This is a genomic window from Anaerotignum lactatifermentans (assembly GCF_014982935.1).
GTDB classification, from domain to species: domain Bacteria; phylum Bacillota; class Clostridia; order Lachnospirales; family Anaerotignaceae; genus Anaerotignum; species Anaerotignum lactatifermentans.
This window is the reverse complement of the sequence record NZ_JADCKK010000001.1, coordinates 15,307-31,666: the sequence shown is the minus strand read 5'-3', so window position 1 is coordinate 31,666 and position 16,360 is coordinate 15,307. Positions and strand designations below refer to the sequence as shown.

The window sequence follows — 16,360 nt, the reverse complement described above, 5'->3', positions numbered from 1 at the left end:
GGATCACTCCTTTTTGCGGTAATCGGGGTGCAGATAACGTCCTTTGTTTGCGGTGCGTCTGCCATACTGGATGGCCTGTCTGGGACAGTGCTGCAAACAGGACATGCACATGTAGCAATGGTCTTCTTCCCAAACGGGAACCCCTGCTGTCATTTTGATGCAGCCGGAAGGACAGACATAGGCGCAGATGCCGCAGCCGATGCAGTCCACAGTGGGATAGAAGGGTTTTGTTTTGGTGGCAAAACGGCGGAACAGAGGGTTCACCACATTGCTGAGGAATGTGCCGCCTTTGCCTTTTTTCACACGGAAGAAGTCTTTCCGTTCCAGTTTTACTGCCCGCAGGATAAGCTGTACGATTTCGTCTGCCTGACGGAGCAGATGTCTTTGGGTTTCCGGTGAAGGCGCTTTGAACAATACGGCATAGTTATCGGGCATGATCACGGAATAGCCGCTGTCCAGAGAAAGATCGTTTGCCTCCAGAGAAGCCTCCAGAATGGACATGGTTTCCCCGGCAGACTGCCCGCAGGTGCAGACAGCATAGGTGTAAACATCTTCTTCATAATACAGTTCCAGACGCTGAACGAACTGCTCTACCATCTGGGGTGGCGCCCAAGCGTGAACAGGGAACACAAAGCCCAGTTTTTCCCCTTTTTTCAGGGTATATTCGTAAGCATCTTCTCTTGTGGCTCTTGCCATGTCGATCATTTTCTCGCCAAGACCTTCAGCCAGTTTTTTCGCTACATGATAGGAATTTCCGGTGCCGGAAAAATAAAAAACCATATAAATAACCTCCCCGATCGGTATTGATGTTTTTTTAAGATAGTATTATCATATCATATTTTTGTGTGGATAGTTTTGCGAATTTATTAAAGTTTTTCATTATTTTTCGAAACAAATTTCCATGACGCAAAAAGAAGCCATACCTCCCTAAAGGAAGTATGGCTTCTTTACATCTCCCAATGGGAGGAGGGGTCATTATTTCAGGTTTTCCACAACGTCAGCGGATACGTACAGTACGCCGTCTGTCAGTTCAGCAGCAGCGGAAGATGTCATTGCCATGTCGCCTTCTACAACATATGTTGTGCTGCCCAGTGTGATCTGTGCGGTCATACCGTCTTTTTCCAGTACAACGGGAGCTGTTTTGCCCTGCCATTTTACGCTGTAGCCTTTTGCTTCTGCAGCGTCACGCAGTGCTACCATTTCAGGTGCTTCTACGGATCTTGTATCAACAGCAGCTTCTTCAGTATCTTCTGTTGCAGCTTCTCTTTCTTCCAGCAGCAGTACCAGAGAAGGATTTGTCTGTGCGGGGATGCTTCTTGTTGTAATGTCGTAGAATACAACAGCATCTTTGCCTTTTACATCGTCAGCGCTCAGGATGCTTTTTGTACCCAGAGTTGTCAGGATGGTAGTATCTTCGGAAATGTTCAGCTGCAGCAGGTCTTTTTCGTTGAGCAGGTCATCGTTGAAGTGACCAACGGAGATGGAGCCTTTGTCAGCGTTTGCAACCACTGCTGTTACCTGACCCATGTAAGGAGGCATGCTCATGCCCATGGGTGCCATTGCGCTGTAGATGACTGCAACTTCCATACCTTCTGTCAGTTTGTCAGCTGTGATCACGCTGCCTGTTTCTCTGTCAACGATGGTTGTTGTGGGTGCTACTACAAAACGCAGACCGCCGTTTTCGTTGTACATGGTGAATACTTTGTTGCCGTCTTCTGTGTCAGCTACTTCTGTGATTTTGCCTGTGTTGCTGATATAAGCGGATACTTCTGCCTGATCGTCAGCTTCTGCGCTGATGGGAACGGGTGTTGCTGTTGCTTCGCCTTTCATCACTTCTGCGTATGCAGCTGTGCTGCCTACAACAGTGAATGCCAGTGTCAGTGCCAATACTTTGTTCAGATTCTTTTTCATAGTGAATTCCTCCTGTTAATCAAAAAAATGTATGTTTCGTTTTTTGCGTTGTTTTTTTTGTTGATTGTTTGTTACGCTTATTCAGACGGGAGCTTTTTTTGAAAAGTTCCAAAGTTTTTGAAAAAATTTTTGAAAAATCGAAAAAATAACGTGAACAATGGGAAAAAAGCCCGTAAATCCAGGGTTTTTGCCAAAGAAAAAATATGATTTTCAGCACTGAAAAAATCATTTTATGCATATTTCGTGCCATATGGGCGAAAATTTGCGGTTATTTCCTGTGACTTAGTTACGGAAGGAATGGTGGGAAAAGGACTATACTGAATCCAAGAAAACGACAGATCAATGGGATTGGAGGAATGGATTATGATGCGTGTTTTGATTTTAGGCGGTGTGGCAGCAGGTACAAAGGTAGCGGCGAAACTGAAACGTCTGCGCTTTGATACGGAAGTGCTGATCCTCACCAAAGATGCAGATATTTCTTACGCTGGCTGTGGTCTTCCTTATTATGTAGGGGATGTCATCACAGATCGGGAAAAGATTATTGTCAATACACCGGAAAAATTCGCGGCCCTCACAGGGGCAAAGGTTTTGACAGGCAGAGAAGCGGTGAAACTGGATGCGGCGGGAAAGACTGTAACAGCGAAAAATCTGGCAACAGGCGAAGAAGAAGTTTATCCTTATGACGCATGTGTCATCTCCACAGGGGCTTCCTCCATCGTTCCACCTTTGCAGGGGGTCAATCTGAAAGGCGTATTTACCATGCGCACTCCTGATGATGCGGAAGGTCTGAAAAATTATGTGAAAGCCAGCGGCGCAAAAACAGCTGTTGTTGCCGGCGGCGGCTTCATCGGTCTGGAAGTAGCGGAAAACCTGCTGGAACAGGGCTTAGATGTAACTGTTATGGATATGGCACCTCAGGTGATGCCCGGTTTTGACCCGGAATTTGCCGCTTATGGCACAAGACATCTGGAAAAGGTCGGTATCCATGTTTCCACTTCCACAAAAATGGAAGGTATCACAGGCAGTGAAAAAGCAGAAGGCGTACAGACAGACAAGGGGCTGATCCCTGCGGATGTGGTAGTGCTTTCTCTGGGCATCCGTCCCAACACTGCATTTTTGAAAGAAACCGGTCTGGAATTTGCCAAAAACGGCGCCATTCTGGTAGATAAATCTCTGCGGACAAATCTGCCGGATGTTTACGCCGCTGGGGACTGTGCGGTGGTATCCAACCGTTTGACAGGTAACAGCGCGTGGGCGCCCATGGGCTCCGCGGCAAATATGGAAGGACGTGTGCTGGCAGAAGTGCTGGCTGGCAGAGAAAAAGAATTTGCTGGCGTGCTGGGGACAGCTGTTGTGAAACTGCCCGGACTCAATGCAGCCAGAACAGGGCTCAATGAGGCGGCAGCCAGAGCGGCAGGTTATGATGTGGAAACCGTTGTGGCAGTCAATGACGATAAAGCTCACTACTACCCCGGTGCGGATAACTTCATCACAAAACTCATTGTGGACAAGAATACAAAGAAACTGCTGGGCATTCAGGTTATGGGTCCCGGCGCTGTAGATAAAATGGTAGATATCGGTGTGACAGCCATTTCCTTGGGTGCGACACTGGAACAGCTGGAAAATCTGGATTTGGCTTATGCGCCTCCTTTCTCCACAGCCATCCATCCTTTTGTAGCGGCAGTGAATATCCTGCTGAACAAAATGAATGGGGATCTGGAATCCATGACTCCTGCGGAATATATGGAAAACAGAGGCGAAGGATACCGCGTGCTGGATGCGGCACAGGCACCATCCATCCCCAATGCAAAATTTGTGGATGTGGCACAGGTACATGGACCTTTGGAAGATGTAGACAAAGACGAAAAACTGATGATCATCTGCACAAAGAGCAAACGTGCTTATATGCTCCAGCAGAGATTGAAATATTTCGGCTATACCGATACTACCGTGGTAGAAGGCGGTCTGTGGTTCAATGAACTTCCTGTGAAAGGAAAATAATGAACCTATCTTATAGAAAAGAAGGGTAGTTGGAATCAAAGGGTTCTGACTGCCCTGTTTTTATAAGGATAGATGTGCTTTTGCTTGCCTTTTCATAGGAAAAGCCGTATCATAAAGCAAAAGTAAGCAAAGGAGAATCATCCATGGAACCCATCACCGTACAGCATACCTTTCCGCCTATTTTCGACAAAAACAGCCGTTTGCTCATTCTGGGCACAGTACCTTCTGTAAAATCCAGAGAAAACGACTTTTATTATGGACATCCTCAGAATCGTTTCTGGAAACTCATTGCCATCCTTTGCGGCGAGGAAACCCCTGTGACAAAGGAAGAAAAAACAGAAATGCTCCTGCGCCACGGCATTGCCCTTTATGATGTGGTGGAGAGATGCACCATCGTTGGCAGCAGTGACAGCTCCATCAAAGATGTAGTGCCTGTGGATTTGACACCCATTCTGGAGCAAACAGGGAATATCCCCATTTTTGCAAATGGCGCAACAGCGGAAAAATTATATCGGAAATACCTTTTTCCAAAGACAGGTATCTCTGCCGTGAAACTGCCTTCCACCAGCCCAGCCAATGCGGCATGGTCTTTGAGCCGTTTGGAAGAAGCATGGCGGGAAGCTATGGAGCCATATCTGGGATAATCCTATGGGCGTTTTGCATGGAAAGGGCGCGGAATTTCGGGAAAAATTATACAATATCGGAAAAGTGTACGATTTTACTGGGATTTTTGCGCCAAAAACATTGACAGACAGGGCAGAACCTGCTACAATACCACAGAAGTCAATAAGGAAACTTATCAAGAGTGGTTGAGGGACAGGGCCCTGTGACACCCGGCAACCGGCGGAAACGCATCGGTGCCAATTCCCCCGCAGTTTTGCGGAAGATGAGTAAGAATGAGAAAGCCCTGCGGCTTTTTTTTTATGCCTTTTACAGCGTCCCAAAGAACGACTGAAACTTGATAATACAAAAAACAAACTGGAGGAAATTATGAGCAGAAGATTATTCACATCTGAGTCCGTAACAGAAGGACATCCCGACAAGATCTGTGACCAGATCTCCGACGCCATTCTGGACACAATCCTGGCAAAAGACCCGAAAGCAAGAGTTGCCTGCGAAACATGCACCACAACAGGTATCATTTTCGTAATGGGTGAAATCACCACAAGCGCTTATGTTGATGTAGAAGGCATCGTTCGCGATACCTTGCGTCAGATTGGTTATGACCGTGCAAAATATGGTTTTGACTGCGACACGTGCTCCGTGATCACATCCATCCACGGTCAGTCTCCTGACATCGCTCTGGGTGTAGACAAAGCCCTGGAAAACAAAACAGGCGAAGACGACAGCGAATTTGATACAGGCGCTGGCGACCAGGGTATGATGTTCGGTTTTGCTTGTGACGAAACAGAAGAACTGATGCCCCTGCCCATCTCTCTGAGCCACAGACTGACAAAAAGACTGGCAGAAGTACGTAAAAACGGCACACTGTCTTATCTGCGTCCCGATGGTAAAGCACAGGTAACAGTAGAATATGTAGACGACAAACCCGTTCGTGTTGATACAGTTGTTGTTTCCACACAGCATGACCCCGAAGCAACACAGGAACAGATTCGTGCAGACATCATCGAACACGTTGTAAAGAAAGTTATCGATGCAAACCTGCTGGATGAAAACACAAAATACTACATCAACCCCACAGGCAGATTCGTTATTGGCGGTCCTCAGGGTGACAGCGGTCTGACAGGCAGAAAGATCATTGTTGATACCTACGGCGGTTACGCTGCTCACGGCGGCGGTGCATTCAGCGGCAAAGACCCCACAAAGGTAGACCGTTCCGCATGCTACGCAGCAAGATACGTTGCGAAAAACATCGTTGCAAGCGGCATTGCAAGCAAATGTGAAGTACAGCTGGCTTACGCTATCGGCGTTGCAAAACCTGTTTCCATTCTGGTAAATACATTCGGTACAGGCAAAATCTCCGATGATAAGATCACAGAACTGGTACAGCGCAACTTCGACCTGCGTCCCGCTGCGATCATCAAGAACTTCGATCTGCTGAGACCTATCTACAAACAGGTTGCAGCTTATGGTCATTTCGGCAGAACAGACCTGGATCTGCCTTGGGAAAAGACAGACAAAACAGACGTATTCCAGATCTGATTTTGAAAAATATGTAAAGAACCTGCGTTAGAGGCATCTTCATAAGAAAACAAAGCAAGCTGAAATCCTTATGATATAGAGGATTCCAGCTTGCTTATTTTTATAAGCTTTTATTTGATATGTTTTCTTCTGAAGATAGCCGTCGCAATTCCCCTTAAGAAATCAAGAAAAAGGAAACCCAATGTTTTCTTAAGGGAAATTTGCTTTTTTGCGCAGGTTTTTTCTATTTATGAACTTTTGTAATAAAAAGTTAAAAGAAATGTCAATATATTTCATGGGATTCGCCTTGTTTTTTTCGCCTGAAAAAGAGAAAATGATACTAGGATATTGTGCGAAAATACAAGGAAAGGAGGATGCCCCATGAAAAAGAAAAGATGCTTTGCGGCTTTATTGTCCTGTATCATGCTTTGGCAGACTCCTGTTTTTGGGGCGGAGCAGGAAGAACTTTCTCCGCCGGAATATAGATGCACCATAGACAATACGGACGAGGACTATGCATCCGGTGATTGGAAGTATGGCTTTACCGTGGAGGAGGAACCTCTCTTTTATTTGAAAGAAGGGGAGAAGCATGTTTTCCTTCTGTGTGATGGAAAATATGTGGATGCGCCTGTACTCATTGCAAAGGATACGGCTTATGTGCCCTTGTGGGTGCTCATCAACGATATGGGATTTGAACTGCGGGAAGAAGGTAACGGTCTTTTGCTGGTTAGAGGCAATCAGAAGCTGACTGTCAGCAGTAAGGAAAGCACATTGGATACCAGCAAAATGCTGCCCCTCCGGGATGTTTCCGAGGCGTTGGGGGCAGAAGTGACATATATGCGAAAAGGTGTTATGCCTTTGGAGAATCCCCTCATCAGTGTAGATTTCCGGGAAACAGAATTGACAGAGGAAGAAGGATTGGAAAAGGCGAAAGAAGTCCTCACATCCTGTCTGGAAGCCCAGCAGGAACAGGGTTATGTCCATGAGGATATACCCATTGACCCGAAAATCACCAAGAAGCTGGCGGCAGAAATTGACGCGCTGCATGTGTCGGAAGATGTTATTGCGGGATATTACCTGTTCGAAGGCATGGAAAATCTGCCCTATATTCTGGTGGAAAAAAGCACCGGAGATGTTTACTGCAAAACTGGCAGCGGGGACGCTGGAAATGGCTCCTATGTGGAAGCCATTCAGAAAGTGGAAGCTGATGATGCAGACCTTCTTGCCATTGGATATTATTTTGGATAAAAAACAGACGGAAACTTTCCGAAAAAGGAAGTTTCCGTTTTTTATGGCAAAATACTTGACAAAGTCAGATAAATAACATATACTTGACAAAGTCAAGTAAATGAAAGGAGTGTTTGTATGTTTGATACATTTGCATATCTCATCACTTCTCTGCGGAAAGACTTCACGGAATTCTGCAACGAAAAATTGCAGGAAATGGGTCTGACACAGGGATTGCTGTTTTTTATTTTGTATGCGGGAAAACATCCCCAGTGTTCTCCCAAAGAGCTGACGGAAGCCCTTCATATGGATGCGGGCTATTGCGCCAGAACGTTGGCAAAGCTGGAGGAAAAAGGTTTTCTGGTGCAGGAAAGAAATCCTGCTGACCGCAGAGCCAGAATGGTGACGCTCACAGAAGAAGGGGAAAAGGTATTCCGTACCAGCTATGACCTTTTTGCCAAGTGGGACAAAGAAGTTCTGAAAGATTTGACACCGTCCCAGAAAGCGGAGCTCATGGGAACCATGAAAAAAATCGCTGCCGAAAGGAGGCAGATGCGTCATGTATGAAACCATTGGGAGCCCTGTGAAATTGGGAAATGTGACTTTGAAAAACCGCATTGTTTTTGCGCCTACCACATTGGGAGTGCCTAATGATGCTTATTTGGAGCGAATCGAAAAGATTGCTGCCGGCGGTTGCGGCATGATTATCATCGGTGATGTGCCGGTGCTGTCCATGCCCTTTGGAAACAACCTTTATACAGAAAGCGGCTTTGCTTTTTATGAGAAACTGGCGGAAACAGCCCATAAGTATGGCTGTAAAATCTGTGCCCAGCTCCATCAGGATGATACAGATTTCGGGGCACTGCGGCAGTATGCGCCTCAGGTGAAGGCAGGGAAACTTTCTCAGGATGATTTGCGGCAGATGATTAACGACCTTGTGGGACCATATATTACCAATATGCCTGTGGAAAAGGTACGCGGCATCATCAATGCGTTTGGGGATGCGGCAGTGCTGGCAAAGAAAGCTGGCTTTGATGTGATGCAGGTCCATGGAGACAGAATGTGCGGCAGTTTTGCTTCTCCCCTGTTCAACCAGCGGACAGACAGCTATGGCGGTTCTCTGGAAAACAGGGCAAGATTCCTGGTGGAAGCTGTGGAAGCCGTGCGGAAAGCCTTGCCGGATATGCCCATTGATGTGAAACTGGCAGTCCGTATGGAACAGCCCAGATACGGCAAAGCAGGATTTACAGAGGATGAATTGAAAACAGTGGTTCCCATGCTGGAGAAGGCAGGGGCAGACAGTTTCCATGTATCACTGGCAAACCACGCTTCTTTGTCTGATACCATTCCTCCTGCAAACCACCCATATTTTCATGAAGAAGGCTGTTTTCTGGGGTTCTGCGATACCGTGAAACAGTATACAAACCTGCCGGTCTGCGGCGTAGGCGGATTGACCAGTCCGGCTTTTGTGGAAGAACAGCTGAAAACAGGCAGAATCGACTGTGCTGCCATGAGCCGTCAGCTTCTGGCAGACCCTCAGTGGCCGGAAAAAGTTTTATCAGGACGAGAAAAAGAAATCAGACGGTGTGTCCGCTGCAATAAAGATTGTCTGGGCGGCATGATGCGCCATGAAGGTACCCATTGTATTTATGAGAAAGGCGGAAAATGATATGAAATATGCCATTTGTTACAGCAGCAGAACAGGAAATACAGGAAAACTGGCAGAAGCCATTCGTCAGACACTGCCCACATTGGATTGTGTCTACTGCGGCGCGCCTCATGTTGCAGCAAATTCCGCAGATGTGATTTTTGCGGGATTCTGGACAGATAAAGGTACCTGTGACAGCCAGATGGGTGAATTTTTGCAGACACTGGAAAACAAAAAGGTATTCCTTTTCGGCACCGCTGGTTTTGGCGGCAGTGCGGCGTACTTTACACAGATTTTGGAACGGGTACGGACAAATGTGCCTGCTTCTTGTGAAATCATTGGTACATTCATGTGGCAGGGGAAAATGCCTGATGTGGTACGGGAACGCTACGCGGCCATGGAGCCATCTCCTAAACGGGATATGATGCTGGAAAATTTCCAGAAAGCATTGGCTCACCCCAATGAGGATGATTTAACGGCATTGACAAAATTGGTGCAGGATTTGGCATGATACATAAAAAAGGCTTGTTGACTGTATGTGCAGTCAACAAGTCTTTTTGGCTTTCTGTATGATTTGATTATTTGATATCCTGACCTTTCAAACGCTGGAAACCAATGAGGAAAGATAAAACCAGATAACCGCCTGCTACAAGGAAGCAGGGCAGAAATGTGGATAACTGATTGGATGCTTCATAAACAGAAGGCATGTGTGCAGAAAGCTTGATAAAGTCCAGGCTGATATGAATCTTAAAGATGCCAAGGACCATTTCCACAGCCTGCGGGATATAGGGCACAAGGAAACCGAAAATAGCGCCTGTGATAACATTCTGTGTCAGAACAGCCATGGTAACGGCAAAACTGATATGTGCCATGACAAAAAGAATTTTTGCTACGATAGAAAGAGCAAAATATGCAGGGTATTCAAGGGTCCCCATACCGTATTTGCTCATGGCGAATATGCCCATAAAAATGGACAGCACCAGCATCACCAGTACGTATGTGCCGGAAATGGTAAAGACCATAGATAAATAGTAGTTCTTCTTTGAAATGCCTCGTCCGACGATGTTCTTCATGGCGCCGGAACGATAAACCTCTGCAATGATATTGGCTGCCAGTACCATAAATGCATAAAGAACCATATCGCCGCCAAGGAATGTCTGCATCATACTGGTCATTCCCGTGTCAGACGTAAAGCCCAACAGGAAAATCCGGATGGAGACAGCCAGGAAAATCAGCCCGATCCCAAGACATCCGTAAAAGAAGCGATCCTTTTTTAATTGATAAATATGTCCACGAATTAAATTTGTCATACAGCTTTCCCCTTGAAAGTTTTTCTACAAAGAATTTTTCCATATCTTCATCGTTTGCGCCCAAACCGCATACACGCACTTTATTTTCCACCAGGTACTGGTTCAGATCAGCCAGATTCATTTTTTCATGCAGACGCAGGCTGTGATTGGAAAGGACTTCACAGCGCACATCAGGATAACGGGACGCGATCAATGTCTTTGCGTCCTGCATACTAGCAGGTTCCACGGAAATCTGGACACTGCTGCTGCATGCGTCTTCCAATGTTTCTTTACTGAATTCATCGATCAGACGTCCGCCGTCAATGATGGCGTAGTTTGTTGCCAGCTTATACAGTTCGCTTAAAATGTGGCTGGCAATGAGAATGGTGATCCCGTGCTTCTGATTTAATTCCTCCAGCATTTTACGCATTTCGTATACGCCTTCCGGATCCAGACCGTTAATAGGCTCGTCCAAAATCAGGAAGTCAGGATTGCCTAACAGCGCAATGGCAATGCCCAGACGCTGCTTCATACCAAGAGAAAATGTACGGGCTTTCTTTTTGCCTGCGTTTTGCAAGCCCACCATTTTCAAAATTTTGTCATAATCAGGAGAAGGAATGCCAAAGAGCAGAGAGAAGTAACGAAGGTTTTCTGTTGCTGTCATGTGTTCGTAAATACCAGGTTTTTCAATGAGTATCCCCATGCGGTTGCGTGCAGAATCATCATTTGATTTTCCCAATAATGTGTAATTGCCTGCGCTTTGCTGTGTCAGACCGCAGATGATACGCATCAGCGTCGTTTTTCCTGCGCCGTTTTTTCTCACCAGACCGTAAATAGAGCCCTTTGGTACGTGAATGCTGACATCATTTAAGACTGTTTTTGTTCCATATACTTTCGACAGATTGTTCGTTTGTAAAATATATTCCATGAGATTCCCGCCTTTTTTATTTTCTTGTTTCCGTAATGGCAAATATTAACTGGACACTAATATAATATAGTTTTTCTATTTTTCCTATTTATGAAGTCGTAATTTTTGTTTAAGATTCTTTAAAGGTGTATATTTTGAAGTGCGAAGGGACAAAAAGAAAGGGAAAAATCTTTGATTTTACAAGGTGAGAGAGATATGTACAGAAAAAAGACTGTATATTGGATGCATAATGTCATAAAAACGGAATACTGTGGTCATTCTGATGAAATGAAAACAGCTGGAATCCATATCCTTTGTATAGATTCCAGCTGTTTTTCTTTTAAAGATATTGATAGAAAAATCCCTTTGTGGTGCTGTACCAGAATAAGGTGCCATGCCCACGTTTGGGAATCCGTAGCTGCAAGTCCCATTCGGGATATTGCTTGTAGAGCTGCACTTTATCTCCCGTTGCAAATGCCACAAAAGAGATGTAGTTTTCTTTTTCCATGGGGTGGTCTGTGGTGAGGAACCAGTCGTTTTCAATGACTTCTACATGGAATTTTTCACTTTCCTCAGCCTTTTTGGCTGTCATGGGTTCCAGACTGCGTCCGCAGCAGGTAATGGAAGCGTCCCCTGTGGTTAAAGTCAGATTGCCGCAGTGAGGACAGACAAAATATTTCGATTTTTTCATGTTTCCCTCCAGAAATGATGTTGGCAGATTGCCTGCCAGCAGTTTTTCGATGGGTACCCCAAACAGTGCGGAAAGGGACGGCAGCATGGAAATGTCCGGACATCCCAGCCCGCGTTCCCACTTGGAAATGGTCTTGTCGCTGATTTGCAGCGCAAGGGCTGCTTCTTTTTGTGTCATGCCTCTCTCCAGACGCAGCTGCCGCAGCAGTGCGCCGATTTTTTCCGTATCCATATTGGATGCACCTCCTGTCCTATATGATACCAGAAAGGCAGGAGAGGTCAACCGCCGCAGCGTAGAGTCAGTTTTGACGGAACCATGCTTTCATGGTGTCTAACACCTGCACCAGTTCTGCTTCAGAAATGACGTAGGGCACCATGGCATAGAGATAAGAAAGAAAAGGTCTGCTGAAAACCCCTCGCTCACGGGCAAAGGCGGTATAGCCTTCCAAAACAGCAGAGTCAGATACTTCGATACAAACACAGGCTCCCATGATGCGGATTTCCCAGATGCGTGGGTCTGTGAAGCCTGCCATTTCAAGGCGGGTGATTTCCTCAATGCGATGGATTTTCTCCATGGTATGTTCTTCCTCAAATAAGGAAATAGAAGCCAATGCTACCCGACAAGCCAAGGCGTTTCCCATAAATGTTGGCCCATGCATAAGGGCATGGTCAGGATTATCGTCATAAAAAGCGGAAAAAACTTTGTCATTGGCAACGGTGACAGCGTGTCCCAGATAGCCGCCTGTCAATGCTTTTCCCAGCACCAAAATGTCCGGCTCTACCACATCAGCAACAAAGCGGTGTCCTGTTCTGCCAAAACCTGTGGCAACCTCGTCAAAAATGAGAAGCACACCATACTGGTCACAAAGCTCTCTGGCACGTTCCAGAAAGGAAATATCATACATGCGCATACCGCCGGCTCCCTGCAAAAGGGGTTCCACGATCATGCAGTTCAGTTTCTGATGATATTTGGCAAAAGCCTGTTCCAGGGCGTCTATAGTGGTTGGGATATGTACCACATGGGGGCTTTTGCCGTAGGCGTTCAGCACAAAGTGATAATCCGGGTCATCGCCTATCTCCATGGTTTTGAAGGTGTCCCCGTGGTAGGCGTGTTCCAGTGCCAAGACCATGGTGCGCTGGGTGTCATCCTGATTGATGTAATACTGCAATGCCATTTTTAGAGCAACTTCTACTGCAACACTGCCGGAGTCGGAGAAAAAGCAGTGGTTCAGACTGCCGGGAAGCCAGCTTGCCAGTTTTTCTGAAAGTTCCTGTACGGGCTTGTGGGTCAGACCGCCCAGCATGATATGGGAAAAATGGGGTACCTGTGACAGGATGGCTTCGTTTAGCTTCGGATGGCTGTAGCCATGGATGACGCTCCACCAGGAGGAAATGGAGTCAATGAGTTTTCCCTCATTTGTGTAAAGCCAGACGCCTTTGGCATCCAGAATCTCAATGGGCGGCTCCATGGTTTTCATTTGTGTGTAGGGATACCAGAGCATAGGTTTTCCTTCCTTTCTGTATAAAGGGATACTAGGGTTTCAATGGAAATGGGCAGGTCTGCGGCTCCTTCTGGGATGCAGGCAATGACGGGAACGCCTGTCATGATTTTGCACATGCCCTTGTTGTCCTCATGCAAGAGATTTCCTGTCTGGAAGCGGTTCAGGATAATGCCCTGCAAGGGGATGTTCTGGCTTTTCAAATATGCCGCCGTCAAGCCTACATGGTTCAGCGTGCCAAGTCCTGCATCCGCCACCAAAAGACAGGAAAGATGCTGGGACAGGACAAAGTTCGCCAGAGAAAAAGAAGTAGTTTCGTCATGACGCAGGGGACAGAGGATGCCGCCGGAGCCTTCCACAGTGACGAAGTCGTATGTGCCGCAAAGGGTATCGTATGTTTCTTGTATCGTTTCCCATTCGATGGGATTTCCTTCTATCTGTGCCGCCAGATGAGGAGAAACGGCAGTTTCGTATACATAAGGGCACATATCCTCAAGGGACTGGGAAATGCCAGAAGTGGTTTTCACAAAGTCCGCGTCACCGGGTAAAAGGGAACCATCAGAAAGACGGATATTGCCACTCATGGCTGCTTTGAAATAAGCGGCTTTTTTGCCGTTTTCATGGAGTTTTTTCAATATCAGCCCACTGACGTAAGTTTTGCCTACGTCCGTATCTGTGCCGATGATCATTAGCTGTTTCATCCAGTTTCACCTCGTATCCAAGTTTTGTGAGCATTTGTAAATCCGTTTGTACCGTAATGCCTGCGGTGGTGAGCATGTCCCCGGTAATGGCGGCATTGGCGCCGGAGAGGAAACAGCTTTTTCCCCCATCTGGTAAAAGTCCTCGTCCACCAGCCATACGGATGGAAGCGGCAGGCAAAAGGAAGCGGTAAAGGGCAAGTATCCGCAGGACTTCTTCTTCTGACAAAGTGGGATATTCCCCAAAAGGCGTGCCGGGGATGGGATTCAACACGTTAACGGGAACGCTGGTGATACCCAAATCTCGGAGAGAAAGTGCCATGTCGATGCGGTCTGCCATGGTTTCGCCCATGCCCATGATGCCGCCGCTGCATACGGTAAGCCCTGCCCGTTGTGCCGCTTGAATAGCAGACACTTTGTCGGCAAAAGTATGGGTGGTGCAGATGTTGGGGAAATGTTTTTCCGATGTTTCCAGATTGTTGTGGACACGGCTTACACCTGCCTCTTTCAGTCTGCGAAACTGGGATTCTGTCAAAAGACCGAAGGAAACACAGATGGAGAGGGTGGTTTCTTGCCGGATTTGCCGAATAGTGTCGCACATGCTGTCGATTTCTTTGTCAGAAAGAGTTTTTCCAGCAGTGACGATGGAATACCGCAAAACCCCTTGCGCCGCCTGTTTTTTGGCATCTGCGAGGATTTCTTCTTTGGAAAGCAGGGGGTAAGTGTCTGCGTCTGTGTGGTTGTGGGCAGATTGGGCGCAGAACTTGCAGTTTTCACTGCATCTGCCGCTTTTGCCGTTGATGATGGTGCACAGGTCAAAGGTGTTTTGGCAGAAATGACGGCGAATCTTGTCTGCCTGTCTGCACAGAGGTTCTAAGGGTTGTTTAGAAAGCCAGAGGGCTTCTTCTTTGGTGACTTTGTGTCCGCTCATGACCTGTTGTGTCAATGTTTCCAATGTATCCATGAAATTCATCTCCTGTCGTATCTGAAAATGGGAATGAGCCGCTTTGCCAGTATTGCCGCAACAACGCAAAGGACAATGTCCCCGGGCACTGCCAGCAAAAAGCAGTAGAGGAACAAGGGGAATAATCCAATGGGGTTGTGGAGGTAAAAAGCGCTGATGGCAGCGTAATAAGCCATGCCGCAAAGATATACCACCAACAGTCCGGCAAAGTTTGCCAGAATGAGCTGTTTATAGGAGGTATTTTGTTCGGTGAGAAAGCCTGTCACATAAGCGCCCAGACCAAAGCCGATGAGATAGCCGAAGGTAGGCTTGAAGATGTAGGAAATGCCGCCGCCTTCTGCAAATATGGGCAGTCCCACAAGCCCCAGCAGTACATAAAGCCACACGGCGGCACTGCCGGCTTTTTTCCCTAAAAGAAGTCCTGCCAGAGTGGTGAAGAGAAATTGCAGGGTGAAAGGCACCAGCGGCACCGGTACCCGAAGAAACGCCCCAATGGCAATGAGCGCCGCAAAAAGGGCGCAGAGGATTTGCGTTTTCGTTTTTGTGAGAGTCAAAGAAACACCACCTTTGCAAATTTTGTGTTTCAATATAGCACTGGGAAATTTTATTGTCAACAATATTAAATAATAATGGTTTACAATCGGAATAAAAAAACAGACCAAAGAATATGGTCTGTTAGAGATTAAGCCTCTTTTTTTCATGGTCTGATACCCGATCCAGATAGTCCAGAGGTATGCCAGTGTTTTGGGAATCATCAGCATACCCATGAGCGGGATGGTATCGGCAAACAACACCACAGGGATATAAAATCCGAAACTAAGCAGTATGGTCAGCCACATATTTTTGAAGGAATTGTCATGATGCTGACGGGTGCTTTGATAAAACAGGATGATGATGAGAATCCCCATGATGGTGAAGGGGATGTTTCGGTAAATGCCCCAGGATAAAGGCGCGGCAGGGCTTGTCCATGCGTTCTGAGGGCAAAGACAGAGGATAATGCGGAGAAACGCCAAAATATAAATGATGGCAGTCAGCCCTTTTTTCTCTGTAATGTGGTAGCGCATCCGCCAGACATGGTAGAGAATCACATAAAAGATGGTCATGGTGATGGATGTAATCAGTTTGCCCATGCCCAGAGAAAAGGCGTGGTTTTCCAGCCCCGTTGTCCAAAGGGCAAAGGCTCTGGGAATGAGATGGAAGGCATCACCAAAGCCCAGTAAAATTGCCATGATGCCAAAGAGGCGATATTGCTTTTGAGCCTGTTTTCTGCTCGCCATGAGAATACCTAGTGTGATGACGCTGGTGAGATAGAATATATCGAATAAAGTTTCCATGATTGCCTGCATAAAAAACCTCCTGTTCATGAATATGAACGTTGTTCAAG

General features: G+C 46.7%; 16 protein-coding genes, 1 pseudogene and 1 riboswitch. Of the genes and pseudogenes, 7 read left to right on the top strand and 10 right to left on the bottom strand.

The annotated features are described in order from the left end of the window. Positions 1-3: 3 nt before the first annotated feature. Complete coding sequence (locus tag INF29_RS00165; RefSeq protein WP_054329041.1) at positions 4-780, bottom strand: EFR1 family ferrodoxin; 777 nt, start codon at positions 778-780, stop codon at positions 4-6. Positions 781-975: 195 nt separating this feature from the next. Continuing rightward, complete coding sequence (locus tag INF29_RS00160; RefSeq protein WP_193484003.1) at positions 976-1,911, bottom strand: copper amine oxidase N-terminal domain-containing protein; 936 nt, start codon at positions 1,909-1,911, stop codon at positions 976-978. 363 nt (positions 1,912-2,274) lie between these two features. Here INF29_RS00160 and INF29_RS00155 point away from each other — a divergent pair, with 363 nt between their 5' ends. From INF29_RS00155 to bilS, 7 genes are all read left to right on the top strand, one after another. After that, a complete protein-coding gene (locus INF29_RS00155; RefSeq protein ID WP_330608224.1) occupies positions 2,275-3,912 on the top strand; it encodes an FAD-dependent oxidoreductase in 1,638 nt (545 codons plus the stop codon). Between the two features lie 143 nt (positions 3,913-4,055). After that, positions 4,056-4,556: a DNA-deoxyinosine glycosylase gene (locus INF29_RS00150; RefSeq protein ID WP_193484002.1), complete on the top strand. Its 501-nt coding sequence runs from the start codon at positions 4,056-4,058 to the stop codon at positions 4,554-4,556. A 149-nt stretch (positions 4,557-4,705) separates the two neighbouring features. Then, positions 4,706-4,805, top strand: a riboswitch (SAM riboswitch). A gap of 97 nt (positions 4,806-4,902) precedes the next feature. Then, positions 4,903-6,075 carry a methionine adenosyltransferase gene (gene metK, locus INF29_RS00145; RefSeq protein ID WP_087988540.1) on the top strand — a complete coding sequence of 391 codons (1,173 nt, stop codon included), beginning with the start codon at positions 4,903-4,905 and terminating at the stop codon, positions 6,073-6,075. Positions 6,076-6,435: 360 nt separating this feature from the next. Next, positions 6,436-7,302, top strand: a complete 867-nt coding sequence (locus INF29_RS00140) for a hypothetical protein (protein ID WP_193484001.1) — start codon at positions 6,436-6,438, stop codon at positions 7,300-7,302. Positions 7,303-7,419: 117 nt separating this feature from the next. Next, a complete protein-coding gene (gene bilQ / locus INF29_RS00135; RefSeq protein ID WP_193484000.1) occupies positions 7,420-7,848 on the top strand; it encodes a bilirubin utilization transcriptional regulator BilQ in 429 nt (142 codons plus the stop codon). After that, complete coding sequence (gene bilR, locus INF29_RS00130; RefSeq protein ID WP_193483999.1) at positions 7,841-8,950, top strand: bilirubin reductase; 1,110 nt, start codon at positions 7,841-7,843, stop codon at positions 8,948-8,950. Before bilQ ends, bilR begins: the two co-directional genes overlap by 8 nt. 1 nt (position 8,951) lies before the next feature. Next, positions 8,952-9,440, top strand: coding sequence for a flavodoxin family protein BilS (gene bilS, locus INF29_RS00125; protein ID WP_193483998.1), 489 nt, complete (start codon positions 8,952-8,954; stop codon positions 9,438-9,440). 67 nt (positions 9,441-9,507) lie between these two features. Here the strand turns inward: bilS and INF29_RS00120 are convergent, their stop codons facing one another. The 8 genes and pseudogenes from INF29_RS00120 to INF29_RS15180 all read right to left on the bottom strand — a co-directional run. Beyond that, a complete protein-coding gene (locus INF29_RS00120) occupies positions 9,508-10,095 on the bottom strand; it encodes a hypothetical protein (protein WP_193483997.1) in 588 nt (195 codons plus the stop codon). A 16-nt stretch (positions 10,096-10,111) separates the two neighbouring features. Next, a complete protein-coding gene (locus INF29_RS00115) occupies positions 10,112-11,146 on the bottom strand; it encodes an ABC transporter ATP-binding protein (RefSeq protein ID WP_193483996.1) in 1,035 nt (344 codons plus the stop codon). 319 nt (positions 11,147-11,465) lie between these two features. After that, a complete protein-coding gene (locus INF29_RS00110) occupies positions 11,466-12,047 on the bottom strand; it encodes a helix-turn-helix domain-containing protein (RefSeq protein WP_193483995.1) in 582 nt (193 codons plus the stop codon). A gap of 67 nt (positions 12,048-12,114) precedes the next feature. Then, positions 12,115-13,317, bottom strand: a complete 1,203-nt coding sequence (gene bioA / locus INF29_RS00105) for an adenosylmethionine--8-amino-7-oxononanoate transaminase (RefSeq protein ID WP_193483994.1) — start codon at positions 13,315-13,317, stop codon at positions 12,115-12,117. After that, positions 13,290-14,015, bottom strand: a complete 726-nt coding sequence (gene bioD / locus INF29_RS00100) for a dethiobiotin synthase (RefSeq protein WP_193483993.1) — start codon at positions 14,013-14,015, stop codon at positions 13,290-13,292. The genes bioA and bioD overlap by 28 nt, the downstream gene beginning before the upstream one ends. After that, on the bottom strand, positions 13,933-14,976 hold the full coding sequence (bioB, locus tag INF29_RS00095) for a biotin synthase BioB (RefSeq protein WP_193483992.1): 1,044 nt from the start codon (positions 14,974-14,976) through the stop codon (positions 13,933-13,935). The genes bioD and bioB overlap by 83 nt, the downstream gene beginning before the upstream one ends. 5 nt (positions 14,977-14,981) lie before the next feature. Beyond that, complete coding sequence (locus INF29_RS15185) at positions 14,982-15,530, bottom strand: biotin transporter BioY (protein ID WP_072847955.1); 549 nt, start codon at positions 15,528-15,530, stop codon at positions 14,982-14,984. Positions 15,531-15,671: 141 nt separating this feature from the next. Beyond that, positions 15,672-16,322, bottom strand: a pseudogene (locus INF29_RS15180) (hypothetical protein); the annotation flags it as partial. Positions 16,323-16,360 lie beyond the last annotated feature (38 nt).

Coding starts and splice junctions, on each gene's coding strand:
- INF29_RS00150 (WP_193484002.1), top strand. CDS start 4,056: ATGGAACCCATCACCGTACAGCATACCTTTCCGCCTATTTTCGACAAA.
- bioB (WP_193483992.1), bottom strand. CDS start 14,976: ATGGATACATTGGAAACATTGACACAACAGGTCATGAGCGGACACAAA.
- bioA (WP_193483994.1), bottom strand. CDS start 13,317: ATGCTCTGGTATCCCTACACACAAATGAAAACCATGGAGCCGCCCATT.
- metK (WP_087988540.1), top strand. CDS start 4,903: ATGAGCAGAAGATTATTCACATCTGAGTCCGTAACAGAAGGACATCCC.
- INF29_RS00110 (WP_193483995.1), bottom strand. CDS start 12,047: ATGGATACGGAAAAAATCGGCGCACTGCTGCGGCAGCTGCGTCTGGAG.
- INF29_RS00120 (WP_193483997.1), bottom strand. CDS start 10,095: ATGATGCAGACATTCCTTGGCGGCGATATGGTTCTTTATGCATTTATG.
- bilS (WP_193483998.1), top strand. CDS start 8,952: ATGAAATATGCCATTTGTTACAGCAGCAGAACAGGAAATACAGGAAAA.
- bilQ (WP_193484000.1), top strand. CDS start 7,420: ATGTTTGATACATTTGCATATCTCATCACTTCTCTGCGGAAAGACTTC.
- INF29_RS00115 (WP_193483996.1), bottom strand. CDS start 11,146: ATGGAATATATTTTACAAACGAACAATCTGTCGAAAGTATATGGAACA.
- INF29_RS00165 (WP_054329041.1), bottom strand. CDS start 780: ATGGTTTTTTATTTTTCCGGCACCGGAAATTCCTATCATGTAGCGAAA.
- bioD (WP_193483993.1), bottom strand. CDS start 14,015: ATGAAACAGCTAATGATCATCGGCACAGATACGGACGTAGGCAAAACT.
- INF29_RS00140 (WP_193484001.1), top strand. CDS start 6,436: ATGAAAAAGAAAAGATGCTTTGCGGCTTTATTGTCCTGTATCATGCTT.
- INF29_RS00155 (WP_330608224.1), top strand. CDS start 2,275: ATGATGCGTGTTTTGATTTTAGGCGGTGTGGCAGCAGGTACAAAGGTA.
- bilR (WP_193483999.1), top strand. CDS start 7,841: ATGTATGAAACCATTGGGAGCCCTGTGAAATTGGGAAATGTGACTTTG.
- INF29_RS00160 (WP_193484003.1), bottom strand. CDS start 1,911: ATGAAAAAGAATCTGAACAAAGTATTGGCACTGACACTGGCATTCACT.